Genomic DNA, 17,182 nt, shown 5'->3' with positions numbered 1-17,182 from the left:
ATGAAAGAACTTTACACAATGCCGAACAACATCACATCACTATCGTCTGAACTGATTGAAGAACAAGACATCTCCATCGTCAACTTGTCGCTTCTGCTGGAACAGTCAGTCATCCAGCACACTATTCAAGAAGAAGACAAGATTTACGTGACTGAGTCAGGAATCTTTGCACACTGGATTCGCATCTTCAAAGAACCATGCATCATTGCACTATCGACCTACTTCACTTTGCCTGAAGGCATGGGTGATGTGCAGAAGTTGGAATTCTGCAACAAGATCAATGCTGAGTATCTGGTTCCATCCGCATACACAAAAGACGACCGAGTTTGGCTGTTTAATCCGATTTATTTTAAATCAGGATTGATCAAGAGTCATCTGGTGCGTCAGATTAGGTACTTTGCTTCTGGTTGTCAAAAAGTTCGGCGAGAATTGAAGAGCAATATTGATGGCAAAGCCGAGTAATAGATGGATGCTTGGGTACAGGCAAACAGAAAAGCCCATAGTCGTGAAACAGTGGGCTTGATGGAACGAAGCTGTTGCTGTGGGCTATAGGCAGTGAACACACGCTTGCCGTGTCGAGTAGCATTTTCACGCAGCATATCCTCAACACAGACTCGGGCGATTTCCTCGAAGCTTTTGACGGCTGGTGCCAGCCCCCATTCGGTCTCTGAATCTGGCCTCGCCATAGCGCTCGCAGGCTTATGCGGCTGGCATCATCAAGGCGTCGTTTGCGGGTGCTGAATCGCAGCCAGTGCCCGGTCTGTGTTTCGTATCGTGCTTGCCAGTAGCGGCTTGGTGGGGCACGATACAGAACAAATTTGCCGTCACAAATATAGTGCTGTCGACTGTTGGCAGTGCCAGCTCAGTGATTGACTGGGGCGTAACTGGCTGGGCCTGGGCAGTGGGTTTGGGTGGCGCACTACGACTGTCGTGTAACACGACAGTCATGGAGGTGGGAAGGCAGTAGAAGGTGGGAAGGGCGATCCGGGGAACTGGTGCCAAGTGCTTCACTTTTTACGCCATATCAGTATCATGCAGCAAGTGCAATTTCTGAAGTTGAAATTTTGCGGCCTGAAAATCGAAAAAAGTAGCATTATGGATTCCATAATATGTCGCGCGATAGTGTATATATTTACAGCCTTGATGAATAGCAAGTTTCAGAGAGTGGGCTATATGCTGGTTGGCAAAAGATTTCTTCGAAACTATTCGCTATTGGCCTGCATTGTCATCTCAAGTAGTGCCCTTGCACAGCAATCGGCGATGGATGCCTTCTATGAAGTGACTGGAGTTTCAGTTGAAAAGTCTCCAGGCACCCTTGTGCGGGTCGCTGAATATAGTAACTCGCGGCTGACTGGTGCTGCTAGCAGTCGTATTATGTACCTCTCAGTAGATGCTTTAGGTCAGACTGTGCCGGCAACAGCGGCAGTTGCGATTCCACGAGGTGAGCCACCGAAAGGGGGCTGGCCAATTATTGCTTGGGCACCTGGCACGGTGGGTATTGGGAAGAAGTGCGCACCTTCAATGACAGACAATCTGAGCAAATATGGGCCATATCTTCAAGGTTGGATAGATAGAGGGTATGCGATTGTTGCCGTTGACTATAGTGGTTTGGGCACGACTGGACGTCACTTCTATTCCCATCGAGAGTCTAATGCCCGGGATGTCATTGAGGCTGTGAAAGCTGCAATCTTCTCATATCCGCAGTTGAGTAGAGCATTTGTTGCTATGGGGCACTCTCAAGGTGGTTTGGCTGCAGTCGGAGTCGCCGAGACGATTGGCAATTTGGATATTTCTCCACTCCAATACAAGGGTGCTGTCGCATTTGCACCCAGCAACGGTGCAAATCATGGTTATTTTCGTTTTGTTGAGCGAGCTGGTGTATCTGAGCCGACGCTGTTGGCCTACATGCTGTACTACTCAGCGACTTTGAAACTGGCTACTCCTGGATTGCAATATTCAGATCAGATGTCGTCTGAGATGGAGGAGTTAATGCCTGCCGCAGAACATCAGTGTTTGGATGAGTTAAGAACGACACTAAAATCGGCAGTGAGCTTTCCAAAGCACTTTATTAAATCGTCCTGGGTTCAGCATCCAGCGCTGAAGAAGTATTCCGAGAAGAATCAAGCAGGTCAGCGAAAAACTACGGGGCCTTTATTTATAGCTTGGGGCACTTCTGATTCATCAATATCGAAAAATATGCTTGATACGATTATTCTGCCGTCATGCAGGCATGGAAGTGATATTCAGTTTTCACAATATACTGGGGCAAGTCATAGTACTGTTTTGGTTCAGTCTAGAGTTGATGTGGCGGCTTGGCTTGGTCAGCAATTTTCTGATAATTTCAAAAGTCCTGCATGTGGCGATGCGTTCAAGGCGTCTTAATCTTGAGAGGCCTTCATGCCTCTATCTATCTCTATGATCACAAGATTGCCTCTATCATGTGACGATCACTGGCCATGGGCAAGACGATGAATAGCCACATTCAACTCGGATTCCGGTTCACACTCGCCCTTTTTGGATTCCTGGAGGCTAGGGCATACGCCAACGATGACGTTGTTGATGTTCAGCGGTTTCAACCACCAATCGTGCAGCAACAAGCCCCGAGCATCCAACATCGTTGGAGCATTGATGGCAACCAGCAGCGAACCGGCGTGGCTCGATTTTCCAGTATCGTGCCTGCATACAGCGGTGCAGGAAACTTGATTGCCAGTTGGAATCCCCGACCAGAACGGATTGCAAGTAGGCCCACATTTATCGTTGTTCATGGCGGCCATGGAGTGAGTCCTGGAAATTTCGCGTCCGCCGAATGGCTTATTCGCAACTTGGATGCCAATGTCCTAATCCTTGACTCGTATTGGTCCAGAGGTATAACGGAAAACTGGACAACTTGGACCAAGTATGGGGCCAACATGCGTATGCTTGACGCTCTAGCCGCTGCTCGGTTTACTCGGTCTCAAGGGGCCGACCCAAACAAGACATATTTGTATGGAGATTCACAGGGCGGGTGGACAGTATTGCGCACTTTCACTCAGGGGCACTCTTTGGAGTCGGAGGTAAAGTTGCTGTTCCGTGGTGGAATTGCACTATATCCAAACTGCTATGCAAAAGAGAGTTGGTTTAGCTCTATCCCGAACAGGGAAACAGATAAAACGTACGCTCCACCACTTGGACCCTACTTCAGCCCTGTAATTGTATTTACTGGGTCCAAGGATACGGCCACTCCTATCTCACAGTGCAATGTAGAGAAGTCGCTTAAGACTGCAACTTCCTGGCTTCATTTTGAAGGTGCGACACACGCGTGGGATGCCCCAACAGACGGGGCTGGACGGCCATCGGTCGATGGGAAGTGCGGTAATGCCGATAACATTTACAACCGTTTTCCGGTTTGTCGCAGCGACAAGTATACGGCTGAGACCCAAAAAGAAGTTCTTGCGTTTGTTGAAAGCCACAGCAGTCGCAAACGCTCCAGAAAAAATACCTCTTTAGAAACAGATCAAACTCAAGAGTCCGACATATCCACTGAAGAGCGGACGAGGGAAATATTGCGTGAAATGAGTGGCGGCAAGCAATGACGTGATTGGCTTCTGTCCTTCCCTCGTTGTTTATTGGGATGGCCTGTCATTCGAGGTTTTCATGCAATTAAGGGTGAGGTGCATCGTAACCATGCCCTCAAGGTAAATACAGAGTTGTGTAAGCTAATTTTGATCATCGGTAGGATCATTAGGTGTACCAAATGAGCCAAGGTTGTCAAACCACATTCATGTAGCTCAAAAGTATCTTGACAGATATTTGATCTGGGATCATAATGATCGCCTATCTTTTGATCCTCAATGTCTCAGTCCATCGCATATTTCCGCGTAAGCACTACCGAACAGTCCATTGAATCCCAGCGACAGCTATTGGGTGGTGGCTTCGACCAAGAGTTTTCTGACGTTGGTGTTTCAGGGTCTGTGCCTGCTACTGATCGACCGGGCTTTGGAGAGTTGCTGGCGTACATCCGCAAGGGTGACGTTTTGCACGTGGCTGCAGTGGATCGATTGGGGCGTGATGCCCTGGATGTGCAAGCGACCGTTCGCGCCCTCATCGCCAAAGGTGTTGCCATCGAGGTCTTGGGTCTCGGACGAATCGGATCGGGTGCCGGTGCTGGTGAGTTGATCCTTGCCGTCTTGGCACAGGTGGCCGACATGGAACGCAAGCGGATCGCTGACAGGACTGCTGCGGGAAGAGAAACCGCGAAAAGGTTGTTGGCTGAGATTGGAGTCACCCAGCACGGCAAGACAAGTCTTGGCCGGCCCCGAGTGGCCGATCCTGCTGCTGTGCGTCAATGGAGAACTGAGAACGGTGCCAGCATCTCGTTGACTGCTGAGAAATTTGGTATCAGCACGGCGACAACAAAACGGTACTGCTCAAGCTGACCGCCAGGAGTCGAAAACGGCGACTCATGTGGCACAGTTGATGAATGGTCGAAACCAGATCACTGCGAATCGTCACATGGAACTGCAACGGTGCTCTTCGCAAGAAGTGGCATCACCTACAACCGCTGGACGCCGACATCTACGTCATTCAGGAGTGCGAAGACCCCTCAGGGTCATCCGACAGCCCCTATCAAGATTGGGCCTCAAACCATCTTTGGACTGGTGAGAACAAGAACAAGGGTGTTGGCGTTTTCGCCCGATCAGGCCTAGCACTCGAACGAGTTGACCTGAGGCTTGATCCATTGAAGCTGTTCTTACCCTGCAGAATCAATGGGGCACCACTGCTCGCAACCTGGACGCAGCATGCCAACTCGCCTACCTTCGAGTACATAGGCCAGTTATGGAAGTTTCTCCAGGGGCATCGTTCCTTCTTGGATGATCCTCGGGCAATGGTTGTTGGAGACCTGAACAGCAACGTCCAATGGGACAAGTGGGATCGCTGGTGGAACCACTCGGACGTAGTACGAGAACTTGGAGACCTTGGTCTTAGAAGTGCCTATCACGAATCCCGAAAACTAGCCCAAGGAAACGAACCTGATCCGACCTTCTTCCTCCAGCGGAACGAATCAAAGGCGTATCACATTGACTATGTGTTCATGGGCCAAGAATGGACAGTGGGTGGGTTTGACGTGGGGCATAGTGATCAGTGGTTGCCGTACAGCGACCATATGCCACTGGTCGTCGATCTACACGTTTTCGACTCATGACGAATCGAAGCACGCGTGGAGCCAAGTCGAGCTCGGCCCTGGTCGGCCCTGGTCGGCCCTGGTCGGCCAAAGGTTAAAGATGCGGCAGACGTGCGTCAATACCGTCAGCAGAACGGTGCCAGCATTTCGCAGACTGCTGGGCAGTTTGGGATCAGCACCGCGAGCGTTAAGTGGTACTGCAGTTAATTCAGAAGGCGCCTCTTGCCCTAATGCGAGCGACAACCGTTTCAGGCTGATTGTAGCCATTCGACTGCGTGGTCTGCGCGGAGGCTTCCGACCTGAAGCCGGCGATTGGCATCATTCCTCAAATCGATCATTGCTTCTTAACCCGTTTTGCTGGTAGTCCGACCCGCCATTGGAGACTTCGCGCCCTGTGCACTCGGAAGCTATAGTTTGTCAGACTAAATCACTCCGGATTTCCGCTGAAGTCAATATGACCATACTCATCCGCACATTCGGCTCCAAGATAGGCACCTGCAATATTTGTGGCGAGTACGGGACGCTTACAGAGGACCACACGCCACCAAAGGGCTGCCATCGCCCAACGCAAGTCGAGATTCAGCACCTCTCCTACCTTTTGTCGGGAACAACGAATCCACCGAAAGGTCGCCGTTCACAGAACGGTGTCAAATACAGGACGCTTTGCCACCGCTGCAACAACACTCTTTTGGGCTCACGGTACGACCCGCCGTTCATCGAGTTTGTGAATGCAGTCGCGCTACACCTGCGAAGTCCAATTTCTCTACCCGCATCGGTAACTATACCAGGCAAGCCGCAGCCCATTGTCCGCTCCCTTCTCGGGCACATTTCGGCACAGGGTGTCGACAGATACTTGAAAGGACCACTCACCGAAGCAATGCGTGACTACTTCCTTGATGACTCACTTCCGCTTCCTGCAGGCATCAAGGTCTTCTACTGGGCGTATCCTCATCGCGTGCATGTCATGCTCAGGGACGCTGCCTACACTCATTTGTCTAATAGCCAACCTTTCGCATTCTGGCTGCTCAAGTTTTTTCCGATCGCGTTTCTCGTAGCATGGGATGAACCAGTGGGTTTGATGTACCCCCTCCATGACTTTGAGTGCTGGCGGTCCGCTCCAATAAATCACATCGCAGACTTGCCGTTGAGTCTGTCAAATATTCCGCCCCTGTTTTGGCCAGAGGCGCCTACTGACGCCTCTATTCTCGTGTACGGGCAAGAGGCGATCCATGCAGTGGCGTGACAGGTAGTTCAGCACAACGAGCTAACGACATGGAGCTCTTGCCGTTCGCTTCAGTGTCGGCAACGCAAATGACCTCGCCGTCAGTCTGTGATTGCCTTTAGTCACACCATGAATGAATTATATTCTGAATCACTTGCATTGGCAATAGTTCATTCAGGCATAATGCCAAAAACCTATTGCAATATTACAACTGTCTACTTTGACGATTACTGACGAAAGGAGTACGCTGATGAAGGAATCAACTCTGCAAACCTTAATTACAGCTAAGACGCTGTTTGAGCAGGCTCAGCGTGATTGTGCGATGGGCGACCGCCATAAAGCAACTGCTGGACTTATTGTTCTACAAGATGCGGTCGAACTAGTTTTTTACGCAGTCCTCGTAGAAAAAGGGGTTGATGAAGTGACTGCAGTGGAGAAGTTGGACTTCGACCAAATGATTGGTTCTTTGGGCAAAGCTGGAATAAAGGTGCCAAAATCGGGCACGCTCAAAGCAATGAACAAGCTAAGAGTCACAGCTAAGCACTACGGCCAAGTAATGGAGCCCATGACCGTTCAGGGTCATATGAACGCAGCAAAGTTTGCTGTGGATGCGGTGCTAATCGCGGCTGTTGGGCGGCCCCTGCGTGAAGTCTTTCTGACCGAGTTGATCACGCCTGGCGAACCTCGAGCACATCTGGAGACTGCAGCCTTATGTCTATCTCAAGGCAGATATATGGAATGCCTGCTGGCGATCCGTAGAGCCTTTTTCTTGGTGTTCGAGAAAGATTACTGCATATATTCTTATTGCGATATACCATCGAATGCTCCACCGCGAGGTGTCTTAAGCTTGCTACGCGGCGGGTATAAAGCACCATACTGGACTCGGAATGCTGAATGGATTCGCGAAAATGTGAAAACTCCCATGGATTATATCCAGCTCGACCATGATCGTTGGCGCATGGAGGCAGTTGAATGCGGAATAAACACCCAAGGGCTCGCAAACATTCAAAGGCTTACACCTCAGGTTATTCGACTTCAGAATAATGGTGAATGGTTAGTGCAATACCCGGCATCGTATCTAGCAAACTGTGCAAATCATGAGAACGCAGCGATGTGTCTAGACCTCACAATTGAGGCTATTCGACGCGCCCAAGAACACTCCAAAGCGGCTCGGACGGTCCGGACTGACCGTCCGTTTGACATGCCAACTGCGTACGTGGGGCAGCCATTATTCGAACGCCCTGATACGCAAAGTAGACAAATCGTGGTTCTAAGTGAAAGTCATCAGTACAAGGTTCATGATTTTTTGGATGGCTTTCAACCGGGCAAAAAATTTTACTATATCCACTGTAACGCACCAAATGAACCCTATGCTTGGGGGTATATAGAACAGCGTGAGGGAGCCTTCCTTGAGGATGGCCCTGAGACTGCGTAGAACCGGCGTAATCTTCCCTAGAAAAGCAATAATAATGCCACAAGGGTTGATCAATTTGACGTTTACAAGTTAGCTCTCCTGCATGAAGCAGTCCGCCACGGCGTTGAGCTGACCAACTGCTCTTGGCCGGCTGCGGGCACAGAACCTTAAATGTTGGTGTATACGCACCTTTCGAACCTGATCTGTTCAGACGGCAAGCAGTTGCCTCTTCGCGAGGCTGCACCGGAAGGAATACATCCGATCCGTTTACACAAAAATTCGGACACACCCTCCGAGGGTATGGGTATCGGCATTGTGGATGGATGCGGTATCTCGGTAGACGTCCATGAAACTCCTTCCTCGTTGGTCAAAATAAAGCCCGCCGAGGATTGCTCCAAGGCGGGATTGACTTAAAGTACAGAAAACTATTTCGAATCATAGCACTTCACAAGACCAGCAATACTTTTTCCAATTTTAGCAATCTCCTCGCCTGACTTTTTGAACCTTAACCAATCAGGATTCGCAGAAGAGACTGGAAGGCGATCTAATTCATTCAAAACTGATGCTTTTATAGCAAAATTGACATTTTGCGGGATGTCGCCAGCAATTCGAGCATATCGAATCACATCGAGCTTTGAGACAGCAACCCCAACAACCTCTCCATATTCATTTAGAATTGGCCCCCCACTGTTCCCTTGTTGCAACTGAGCCGATATTTGAAATTTATTTATATCTCCGCCAAGTCCGGACAATGAGTTAATCACACCCTTGGTGATAATCAGGTCAGCAAGCAACCCACGCAGCGGAAAACCTACCGCGTATATCTCTTGGCCAGGGTTTATACGATTGCTTACTCGCGTCTCGATTTTGTGGGCTCGATCCAACTCGAGGAATGCAACATCTTCAGCCTGGCTATGCGCCTTTACTTGCGCACTAAAACTATCGCCTCCAATATCAATTTCAATTTTTTCGCAGGCTGATATTACGTGATGATTTGTGACAAAGCCCTTTGATGCCACCGCGAAACCCGAGCCTGTACTGCTCAGCTTTTTTCGTGCCGGCGGCAGATTGTTTTTTGAGCTTTTCTCCGCATTGGGATCGTATACCAATCTACATTCCTTTTCCCGCCCCTTTATGTCATTTGTGAAATCATTGCCGCATCTGTATATAATATCTTGACCAAAAGCCTGGCCGTACACGAGGAAGCACCCCAAGAAAAGCAATATTTCTTTTTTACTCATATTTGATCTCAAAGTACTAAACATAACTACTTCGCAGACATCTGACGCGACAATGCAAATCGCGACGCGTGAAGAATTGGGTTGCGGACTCCGATTATTCGATTTGCAAGATTGTATAGCTCTTCTGACTTCGCGGCCTTTTTCGGAATGCCTGGGCGACCAGAAAAGATGGTATCCCCAGTGCCGGGAATTGCATACACGCGCCCATGAATTACGTTATTTCGCTCCTCCAGAAGCTGACTTGCGGCCACAAGTACTTCTGGTAGACATGACAGCTCTTTAGAAAGCGGCCCTACAGCTTCCAATTGCTTGTGGAGGTATTCGATTTTTTGGCTGGTAGCACGCCGATTCAATCTAACATCAAACTTTGGATCATGTGCAGCCACGACCGACAAGCAATCGTCTACAGCCTCTTCTAGATACGCAGCATACAGGGCCACGAAACCCAATCCACGTATCAAGTCGCCGTCGTCAATGAGAGCCAAAACAACGCGCCTTCAAGAATTGCTCAAGGTTTTCAGGACAAGCAAGGAAGATTGAGGGCATCTCGATGTAGTTTTCCGTTGGTTTCGGTCATCGAATGGTTTGTGGGTTACGTCCACTGTACAAACACTTGGGTAGAAAATCCAGTACAGAGTCGGTGCGCCAGCTACCCTACTTGCAGACCGTTAAGCCGTCCAACCTGTCAGGCAGACCAGACGCAAAGAACCCGGGGGTCGCCCGGGTTTCTCACTTGGCCTCTGAGGATAAGCAGGGTTTGAAGACATTTCAGTGGGACTACTCTTCTTCGGTCGAGCCGGGCAAGGCCTTCACATTGCACAAGTCGCCCCGGATCACGGCGGTCACATCGTCTAAGTTTCCGCGCCAACTTCCTGCTGGTGTAACACTCAGGTGTAGCTTTGACCGCATGGGCAAGGTTGGCCTCAATCATTAGCTGGTTCAGGTTGCGTTGGTCAAGAAGCATCATTGCCGTATTGTCATCGCACAAGACGCGCACTGATCTAGCAATGTGGCAAGCGTGTCAGTGACGCACCCTGCCATCACCTGACGCATGGCGAGTAACCAGCTGCTGGTACTCAAGCTCTTCGAGTGCATCAACCGCTGCTGCCAACTTCAAGATGGCTTCCATGGAGACCTCTGGTGGTGGTGTCGAACCATCATGAGTGGCGACCTCTATCATGGCATCTAGAGCGTCTTCTAGCATCCTCTCGACGGCAAGTGATGGGTAGGTCATCAGAAGCCTCCAAAAAGCCATATGAAGCGTTCATGGTACGCACCTAAATAGACTCGCGATACTCCTGAAAATGTGACACATCGGTAGCGGCCTGTCATTGACTGGTGAGTGCAATAGGGCCGCTCTCGGCCAGATGCCATTCAGACAACTACCCCTTTGGCGATATGCGTGTTTGACGCGATAGTCCAGATCGGGCTAACCAAGGTCAAACGCTCCACGTCGCCTCCTAGCACATGCCCGGTGCCTCTTTCTGCCCAGAAAAGAGACGTCCTTGGATTGCAAACTATGATGAGGGTTGAAAAATCGCAAGAATCTGCACAGACTTGCTGTAACCTCTCTCAAAAGGCAACCAACGGTAAAACTCTGGGGACTCTATGAATCAGCCGCTACTACGTGCAGTTTTGGGCTCAATCGCAGCTATCGTTTGCAACACTGCAACGGCTGAGCCACTCGACAACCTAACAAATGGTCAGACGGGGCGCATTGAGTTCAACGCATCCAACCCTGCGCACCGTTGGAACCTCATTCGCGGAAAACTTGGTGAGCCACAAGTTATTTTCGGAGACCTGTTTTTTCCACCTGGCTCTACTCTGGAGCGATTTCCAGCAGTTGTGATGAGTCATGGGAGTGATGGCATTACTAACGGCATGCACGAGATTTGGGCGAAGCCACTACTTGCCGCTGGTTACGCAGTATTTATGATTGATAGCTTTACGCCTAGGGGAAGCGACAAGATCGGGGGCACCAGCGGACAACTTACTTGGAACACAACCTTCAACATATCCGATTCTATCTATGCACTTCGTTTACTCACAACGCATCCAAAGATTGATGCAGCGCGGATTTATCACCTAGGTTGGTCGCGCGGAGGAAACGCTGTCACGGGAGCTATGTGGCCTAACTATCGTTATCCGATCACACAGTCGGAAGATATTAGATGGGCAGGTAGTGTGGCCGTCTATCCTGGATGCAATCTGCGATATCAGAATCCTAAACTGAAACTCACGGCACCAGTCCTGTATCTATTGGCCGAAAAAGACGACATGACTCCTGCTCAACCTTGTGTAGAAGAAGCGGACTTGCTTGCCGCAGCAGGAAACCCCGTTCGTTATAGGGTCTACTCTGGCGCATATCATGGTTTTGATCGACCAAATCAAAGTTGGCGGCAAATTCGCCAAGGAACTTACGCAAGATGTGCTATCGATGTCGTGATGCCAGAAAACGCAAAGGATTACAGTTGGGGGCCGAGTTTTCATCGTGAGAAGAAAGAGTCATTAGAAACTCCAGAAAAGTGGAGGGAAGCTGTGAAGGCATGCGAAAGTTACCAATGGGTAACGTCAGAAACGCATCGTTCTGCACGTGATGAAGCCGTTAAAGAAACCCTGAGTTTTTTTGCGGCTAGTCGGGCCATGCCGTTACGCCCCGATGTGCCAAATAGAGCGGGAAAAATGACAGCGGAAGAAATTCTTCAAAAATTGAACTGGAAGTAGTGAGCTTCACTGAGAATGGAGCGAGTTTCTGATGGTATTCAAGAAATTTGAAATGAATAATTCACTACGAAGGCAGAGGTCGAGGGAATCCGAGCCTGAGTGGTGCTGCTAAGACCCTTGTAGCCAAATGAGTCACTATCGATACTTCATCATCGAAACATACGAAAACAAGGGCGAGCCTTCAAGCAAGAAGGTTCGTGCTCGGCCACTACCAGGGCAAGGTGTATCGCCATCCCTCAATGTCGAGTGTTCTGTTGCGATGCGGGAGTCATATCCACCAGGGACGCTGTTCAAAGTCGATTGCAAGGTCACCGACCGAGAGGGCACTTCGTTTCTATATCGGCATTTCCAATGGCCATACCAAGTGGTCACACGGAACCAAGCAGAACAGTTCATCCAACACGGTTTTGCTAACCAACCCCTGCGGGATCAACGATCATTAACATCGCACGCGGGTAAATGATTGGCAAAGTGACTGCGGGTAAGGTGCCACAGTTGGCTGCTAAAGGATCAAAGTCCAGGTGCAAGTCACAACCAGATCAGTGAAGCACCCTGCTGCCACCCGACTCATGACCAGCAACCAGCTGCTGGTACTCCAGCTCTTCGAGGGCAACAACCACAGCGGCCATCTTCATGATGACGTCGATTGAGACCTCTGGCGTCGTCGTCGAAACATCACGAGTGGTGACCCCTGCCAGGGCATCTAGAGCGTCTTCTAGCGCCTTCTCGATGTCAGATGTTGGGGTGGTCATCAGGTTGTTGCCACTCAATTGAGGATGCTGGTCATCATAGTTTGGCGAGACTAGGTGTGGTCTTGCCAATCTGAGTACCAGGGCAGCAGAATCCAGAATGTGTCTTGTAGTGTGACTGATACTGGCCATAAAGCAAAAAACCCAAGTGAAATCAATCACTTGGGTTCAATTTATGGCGGAAGCGGTGAGATTCGAACTCACGAACCCTTGCGGGTTGCCGGTTTTCAAGACCGGTGCAATCGACCACTCTGCCACGCTTCCAGGGTCACGCTGTTGCCAGCGGCGCTGATTGTACCGGTCTGGGCTCAGGCTTTTTCGGCTGTCAACATCCCACGCTGTTCGATGAAGCGCACCACCTCGTCCACACCGCTGCGCGTCTTGAGGTTGGTCATCACCCAGGGGCGGCGGGTGGTGTCGGGGCGCATGCGGGCGGTGTCGGCTTTCATCACCTCCAGGTCGGCGCCCACGTGGGGGGCGAGGTCGGTTTTGTTGATGACGAAGAGGTCGCTTTTGGTGATGCCGGGGCCACCCTTGCGCGGGATTTTTTCGCCAGCCGCCACGTCGATGACGTAGATGGTGAGGTCGCTCAGCTCGGGGCTGAAGGTGGCGGCCAGGTTGTCGCCGCCACTTTCGATGAACACGACGTCGGCGTTGGGAAAGTCGCCCAACATGCGGTCGATGGCTTCGAGGTTGATGGAAGCGTCTTCGCGGATGGCGGTGTGCGGGCAGCCGCCGGTTTCCACGCCCATGATGCGCTCGGCCGGCAGGGCGCCGCTGACGGTCAGCAGGCGCTGGTCTTCTTTGGTGTAGATGTCGTTGGTGATGGCGATCAGGTCGTACCGCTGGCGCATGGCCTTGCACAACATTTCCAGCAGGGTGGTTTTGCCGGAGCCCACAGGCCCGCCAATGCCCACGCGCAGCGGGGGCAGGTGTTTGGTGCGGCCGGGGATCTGGTGCAGAGCGGGCGTGTTCATGATCGGAAAAGGCGTGAGTACTGGGTTTCGTGCTGCGCCGACAGGATGGCGAGCATGGGGCAAAAGGATTGGCGTTCGCTGTCGCGCAAGGTCAACGCGGTGTCCACCACGGCGGGGATGTCGGCCATCAGCCGCGCCAGCATGCGCTGACCGGCGGCCTGGCCCAGGGGCACGGCTTTGATGGCGGCTTGCACCATGTTTTCGGCCCAGCCGAAGGCGAAGGCCAGCAGGCTGTCGCGCACCGGCGTGATGGCCGGTGTGTGCAGGGCCAGCGCCAGGCCGAAGGCGACCGGGTAGGTGGGGGCTTGCAGCGTGGCGGGGGCGTGTTGGTTGGCCAGTGCCTCAGGCTGCACGGTCTTGAGCCATTCGATGAGCGAGCGGCCCATCTGCTCTGTCTGCAGCCGCATTTCGGCGGTTTCGCGGGTCTGGCGCACCCAGGCGTCCAACTCGGCCAGGCGGGCCCAGTCGTGGCGGCGCCAGGCGGGCAGGGCGCGGGCCAGCACCGGCAGGTCGGCCCGCGCCAGGCTCACGTGCAACTGATGGCCCACCCAGGCACTGGCGCTGGCCTCGTCGCGCACATGGCCGGCGTCCACCGCCGCTTCCAGGCCCTCGGAATAGGAAAACCCACCGATGGGCAGCGCCGGCGAGGCCAGCCAGATCAGGGGCAGCAGGCTGGCCGGGTTGGGGGTGCGCGAGCGCGGGGCGGGGCGTGCGGGCTTGCGGAGCAGACGGCGCATCAGTGGCCGTGGTCGTGGTGACCGTGGTCGTGTGAATGGGCATGGGCATGGCCGTGACCATGCCCGCCTTGCGCGTAGGCGCCGCTCTCGGGCTCGAAGGGTTCGCGCACATCGTTCACGATCAGGTGCATCTGGCGCAGCATGTCGGCCAGCACGTGGTCGGGCTCGATCTTGAGGTGGTCCGGCTGCAGCTCAATGGGCACGTGGCGGTTGCCCAGGTGGTAGGCCGCGCGGGTCAGGTCGAAAGGGCTGCCGTGCTGGGCACAGGCGGTGATGCGCAGCACCGCCTGGGGCGCGGCCACCACACGGATGAAACCGCCGGCCTGTGTCAGCAACACATCGCCGCCGCGTACCACGGTGCCGCGTGGCAGGAACACGCCCACCCGCTGGCCGTCGCTTGTCTCGGCATCAAACCGGCTTTTCTGGCGCAAGTCCCAGTCCAGGGTGACGCTGGGCGCGCGGCGCAGCAGCACCTCGGCCAGGCCCTGGCCTTGGGGGATCAGTTTGGAGGCTTGCAGCATGGGCTTGAGCGGGTTTGGGAGTGGAGTCAAGTCCGTTATAACGTTGGCACGGAGGCCGCAAATGTTTTCAATCAAACTGATCGAAGTAGGTGACTCGCTGGGTCTGATATTGCCTGAGGAAGTGCTTGCCAGAATGAACGTTGCCGTGGGGGACTGCTTGTACGCGACCGAGTCGGCTTCCGGTGGATACAACCTGTCACCGAGCGAAGGTGGCAGCTGTGATGACGCCCTCCCAGCGGATCAGAACAAAAAGTAGCGCTGCGCCAGCGGCAGCCGCGTGGCCGGCTCGCAGGTCAGCAGCACGCCATCGGCGCGCACGGTGTAGCGCTGCGGGTCGATTTCCATCGTTGGCAGATAGGCGTTGTGCACCATGCTGGCCTTGGTGGTGCTGCGGCAGCCTTTCACCGCCACCAGTTGTTTGGCCAGGCCATAGCGCTGCGCCACGCCGGCGTCCAGCGCGGCCTGCGAGACGAAGCTCAGGCTGCCGCGTGCCAGCGCACCGCCGAAGGCGCCGAACTGCGGGCGGTAGTGCACTGGCTGCGGCGTGGGGATGGAGGCGTTGGGGTCGCCCATGGCGGCCAGGGCGATGCTGCCGCCCTTGAGCACCAGCGCGGGTTTGACGCCGAAGAAGGCCGGTTTCCAGATCACCAGATCCGCCCACTTGCCCGGCTCCACCGAACCCACGATGTGCGAGATGCCGTGGGCAATGGCCGGGTTGATGGTGTATTTGGCGATGTAACGCTTGATGCGGAAGTTGTCGTTGCGGCTGCTGTCCTGCGGCAATGCGCCGCGCTGCTGCTTCATCTTGTCGGCCGTCTGCCAGGTGCGAATCACCACCTCACCCACGCGGCCCATGGCCTGGCTGTCGCTGCTCATCATGCTGATGGCGCCCAGGTCGTGCAGGATGTCTTCGGCGGCGATGGTTTCGCGGCGGATGCGGCTTTCGGCGAAGGCCAGGTCCTCGGGGATGGACGCATCGAGGTGGTGGCACACCATCAGCATGTCCACGTGCTCGTCCAGCGTGTTCACCGTGTAGGGCATGGTGGGGTTGGTGGACGAGGGCAGGAAGTTGGCCTCGCCCACCACGCGCATGATGTCGGGCGCGTGGCCGCCACCCGCACCTTCGGTGTGGAAGGCGCAGAGGGTGCGGCCCCTGGTGGCGGCGATGGTGTTCTCCACAAAACCAGATTCGTTGAGGGTGTCGGAGTGGATGGCGACCTGCGTGTCGGTTTCTTCGGCCACGTCCAAACAGGTGTCGATGGCCGACGGCGTGGTGCCCCAGTCTTCGTGCAGCTTCAGTCCGATGACACCGGCGTGCACCTGCTCGCGCAGCGCCTCGGGCCGGCTGGCGTTGCCTTTGCCCAGGAAGCCGATGTTCATGGGCAGGCCATCGGCCGCCTGCAGCATGCGCTCGATGTGCCAGGGGCCGGGCGTGCAGGTGGTGGCAAAGGTGCCGGTGGCCGGCCCGGTGCCGCCGCCCAGCATGGTGGTCACGCCCGAGGCCAGGGCCTCGTCCACCTGCTGCGGGCAGATGAAGTGGATGTGGCTGTCGATGCCACCGGCGGTGACGATGTTGCCCTCGCAACTGATGATTTCGGTGCCCGGGCCGATGACGATGTCCACACCCGGCTGGGTGTCGGGGTTGCCGGCCTTGCCTATGGCCGCGATACGACCATGCTTGAGCCCGATGTCGCACTTGACGATGCCCCAGTGGTCGATCAGCAGGGCGTTGGTCAGCACGGTGTCCATCGCGCCTTCGGCATTGGTGCGCTGGCTCTGCGCCATGCCGTCGCGGATCGTTTTGCCGCCACCGAACTTCACTTCCTCGCCGTAGCCGCCGGCGCGCAGGGTCAGGTCCTGCTCCACCTCAACGATGAGGCCGGTGTCGGCCAGGCGCAGGCGGTCGCCCACGGTGGGGCCGAACATGTCGGCGTAGGCGCGTTTGGGGATGCCGGCCATGTTTACAGCTTTCCTTGGATGAGCGCGCGGAAACCATAGACCACCCGGTCGCCCGCGTAGTCCACCAGTTCCACGGTGCGTTGCTGGCCGGGCTCAAAGCGCACGGCCGTGCCGCTGGCGATGTTCAAGCGCATGCCGCGCGCGGCCGCGCGGTCGAAATCCAGTGCGCCGTTGGTTTCACTGAAGTGGTAGTGCGAGCCCACCTGTATGGGGCGCTCGGCGGTGTTTTTCACCAGCACGCTCAAGGTGCGGCGGCCCGGGTTCAGGGCGTGTTCACCTTCATCGATCAGGTACTCGCCGGGAATCATTTGCCGCCCCGGGTGAACCAGAGAAAAGCCGCCGCAACGGCGGCAACGGCCACAAAACCGAGCGCATCGCTGGCGTGCCAGTGGCTGCCAAACAGCCCGTGGCCGTCGTGGGCGAAGGCGGGCAGGGTGCTGAGCGTGGCGGCGAGGGTGGCGATGTGCTTCATGGCAG

Annotated in this window: 18 protein-coding genes, 1 tRNA gene and 1 pseudogene; 8 read left to right on the top strand and 12 right to left on the bottom strand. The window is 54.3% G+C overall.

Translation table 11 applies throughout. The features are described 5' to 3' along the window. On the top strand, positions 1-462 hold the full coding sequence (locus ACFQPB_RS07290) for a YbjN domain-containing protein (protein ID WP_382221287.1): 462 nt from the start codon (positions 1-3) through the stop codon (positions 460-462). Positions 463-1,032: 570 nt separating this feature from the next. Next, positions 1,033-2,382, top strand: coding sequence for an alpha/beta hydrolase (locus ACFQPB_RS07285; protein WP_382221284.1), 1,350 nt, complete (start codon positions 1,033-1,035; stop codon positions 2,380-2,382). A gap of 65 nt (positions 2,383-2,447) precedes the next feature. Here ACFQPB_RS07285 and ACFQPB_RS07280 read toward each other — a convergent pair whose 3' ends face one another. After that, the gene (locus ACFQPB_RS07280) at positions 2,448-2,774 is read right to left on the bottom strand and encodes a hypothetical protein (protein WP_382221281.1); all 327 of its coding nucleotides are present in this window, start codon (positions 2,772-2,774) and stop codon (positions 2,448-2,450) included. 285 nt (positions 2,775-3,059) lie between these two features. Here ACFQPB_RS07280 and ACFQPB_RS07275 point away from each other — a divergent pair, with 285 nt between their 5' ends. From ACFQPB_RS07275 to ACFQPB_RS07255, 5 genes are all read left to right on the top strand, one after another. Beyond that, positions 3,060-3,572, top strand: a complete 513-nt coding sequence (locus ACFQPB_RS07275) for a dienelactone hydrolase family protein (protein ID WP_382221279.1) — start codon at positions 3,060-3,062, stop codon at positions 3,570-3,572. A gap of 258 nt (positions 3,573-3,830) precedes the next feature. Then, positions 3,831-4,415: a recombinase family protein gene (locus ACFQPB_RS07270; RefSeq protein ID WP_382221276.1), complete on the top strand. Its 585-nt coding sequence runs from the start codon at positions 3,831-3,833 to the stop codon at positions 4,413-4,415. 44 nt (positions 4,416-4,459) lie between these two features. After that, positions 4,460-5,182, top strand: coding sequence for an endonuclease/exonuclease/phosphatase family protein (locus tag ACFQPB_RS07265; RefSeq protein WP_382221273.1), 723 nt, complete (start codon positions 4,460-4,462; stop codon positions 5,180-5,182). Between the two features lie 433 nt (positions 5,183-5,615). Next, a complete protein-coding gene (locus tag ACFQPB_RS07260; RefSeq protein WP_382221271.1) occupies positions 5,616-6,404 on the top strand; it encodes a hypothetical protein in 789 nt (262 codons plus the stop codon). Between the two features lie 229 nt (positions 6,405-6,633). After that, positions 6,634-7,818, top strand: coding sequence for a hypothetical protein (locus ACFQPB_RS07255; protein WP_382221268.1), 1,185 nt, complete (start codon positions 6,634-6,636; stop codon positions 7,816-7,818). A 404-nt stretch (positions 7,819-8,222) separates the two neighbouring features. Here ACFQPB_RS07255 and ACFQPB_RS07250 read toward each other — a convergent pair whose 3' ends face one another. The 3 genes from ACFQPB_RS07250 to ACFQPB_RS07240 all read right to left on the bottom strand — a co-directional run bounded on the left by ACFQPB_RS07250 (position 8,223) and on the right by ACFQPB_RS07240 (position 10,272). Next, a complete protein-coding gene (locus ACFQPB_RS07250; RefSeq protein ID WP_382221265.1) occupies positions 8,223-9,038 on the bottom strand; it encodes a S1 family peptidase in 816 nt (271 codons plus the stop codon). Positions 9,039-9,064: 26 nt separating this feature from the next. Continuing rightward, a complete protein-coding gene (locus ACFQPB_RS07245; protein ID WP_382221262.1) occupies positions 9,065-9,523 on the bottom strand; it encodes a hypothetical protein in 459 nt (152 codons plus the stop codon). Positions 9,524-10,059: 536 nt separating this feature from the next. Next, complete coding sequence (locus tag ACFQPB_RS07240) at positions 10,060-10,272, bottom strand: hypothetical protein (protein ID WP_382221259.1); 213 nt, start codon at positions 10,270-10,272, stop codon at positions 10,060-10,062. Positions 10,273-10,646: 374 nt separating this feature from the next. Here ACFQPB_RS07240 and ACFQPB_RS07235 point away from each other — a divergent pair, with 374 nt between their 5' ends. Beyond that, positions 10,647-11,762: a dienelactone hydrolase family protein gene (locus tag ACFQPB_RS07235; RefSeq protein WP_382221256.1), complete on the top strand. Its 1,116-nt coding sequence runs from the start codon at positions 10,647-10,649 to the stop codon at positions 11,760-11,762. Between the two features lie 539 nt (positions 11,763-12,301). Here the strand turns inward: ACFQPB_RS07235 and ACFQPB_RS07230 are convergent. The 8 genes and pseudogenes from ACFQPB_RS07230 to ACFQPB_RS07195 all read right to left on the bottom strand — a co-directional run bounded on the left by ACFQPB_RS07230 (position 12,302) and on the right by ACFQPB_RS07195 (position 17,177). Continuing rightward, the gene (locus tag ACFQPB_RS07230; RefSeq protein ID WP_382221253.1) at positions 12,302-12,673 is read right to left on the bottom strand and encodes a hypothetical protein; all 372 of its coding nucleotides are present in this window, start codon (positions 12,671-12,673) and stop codon (positions 12,302-12,304) included. Between the two features lie 14 nt (positions 12,674-12,687). Continuing rightward, positions 12,688-12,775: transfer RNA gene (locus tag ACFQPB_RS07225), tRNA-Ser, on the bottom strand. 44 nt (positions 12,776-12,819) lie between these two features. Continuing rightward, the gene (ureG, locus tag ACFQPB_RS07220) at positions 12,820-13,488 is read right to left on the bottom strand and encodes an urease accessory protein UreG (protein WP_382199090.1); all 669 of its coding nucleotides are present in this window, start codon (positions 13,486-13,488) and stop codon (positions 12,820-12,822) included. Beyond that, entirely contained in the window at positions 13,485-14,225 is a 741-nt protein-coding gene (locus ACFQPB_RS07215) for an urease accessory protein UreF (RefSeq protein WP_382221251.1), read from the bottom strand. Before ACFQPB_RS07215 ends, ureG begins: the two co-directional genes overlap by 4 nt. Positions 14,226-14,227: 2 nt before the next feature. After that, a pseudogene (gene ureE, locus ACFQPB_RS07210) lies at positions 14,228-14,746 on the bottom strand (urease accessory protein UreE); the annotation flags it as partial. A 240-nt stretch (positions 14,747-14,986) separates the two neighbouring features. Then, positions 14,987-16,705 carry an urease subunit alpha gene (ureC, locus tag ACFQPB_RS07205; protein WP_382221248.1) on the bottom strand — a complete coding sequence of 573 codons (1,719 nt, stop codon included), beginning with the start codon at positions 16,703-16,705 and terminating at the stop codon, positions 14,987-14,989. 2 nt (positions 16,706-16,707) lie between these two features. Further along, positions 16,708-17,013 (bottom strand): urease subunit beta, encoded by a 306-nt coding sequence (locus ACFQPB_RS07200; RefSeq protein ID WP_382221246.1) that lies wholly within the window; start codon positions 17,011-17,013, stop codon positions 16,708-16,710. Continuing rightward, positions 17,010-17,177 carry a hypothetical protein gene (locus ACFQPB_RS07195; protein ID WP_382221243.1) on the bottom strand — a complete coding sequence of 56 codons (168 nt, stop codon included), beginning with the start codon at positions 17,175-17,177 and terminating at the stop codon, positions 17,010-17,012. The genes ACFQPB_RS07200 and ACFQPB_RS07195 overlap by 4 nt, the downstream gene beginning before the upstream one ends. Positions 17,178-17,182: the final 5 nt, after the last annotated feature.

This window comes from Hydrogenophaga atypica (assembly GCF_042665215.1).
GTDB classification, from domain to species: Bacteria; Pseudomonadota; Gammaproteobacteria; order Burkholderiales; family Burkholderiaceae_C; genus Hydrogenophaga; species Hydrogenophaga defluvii_A.
Note: the sequence above shows the minus strand (reverse complement) of the source record. Positions and strands in the feature narration are given on the sequence as shown.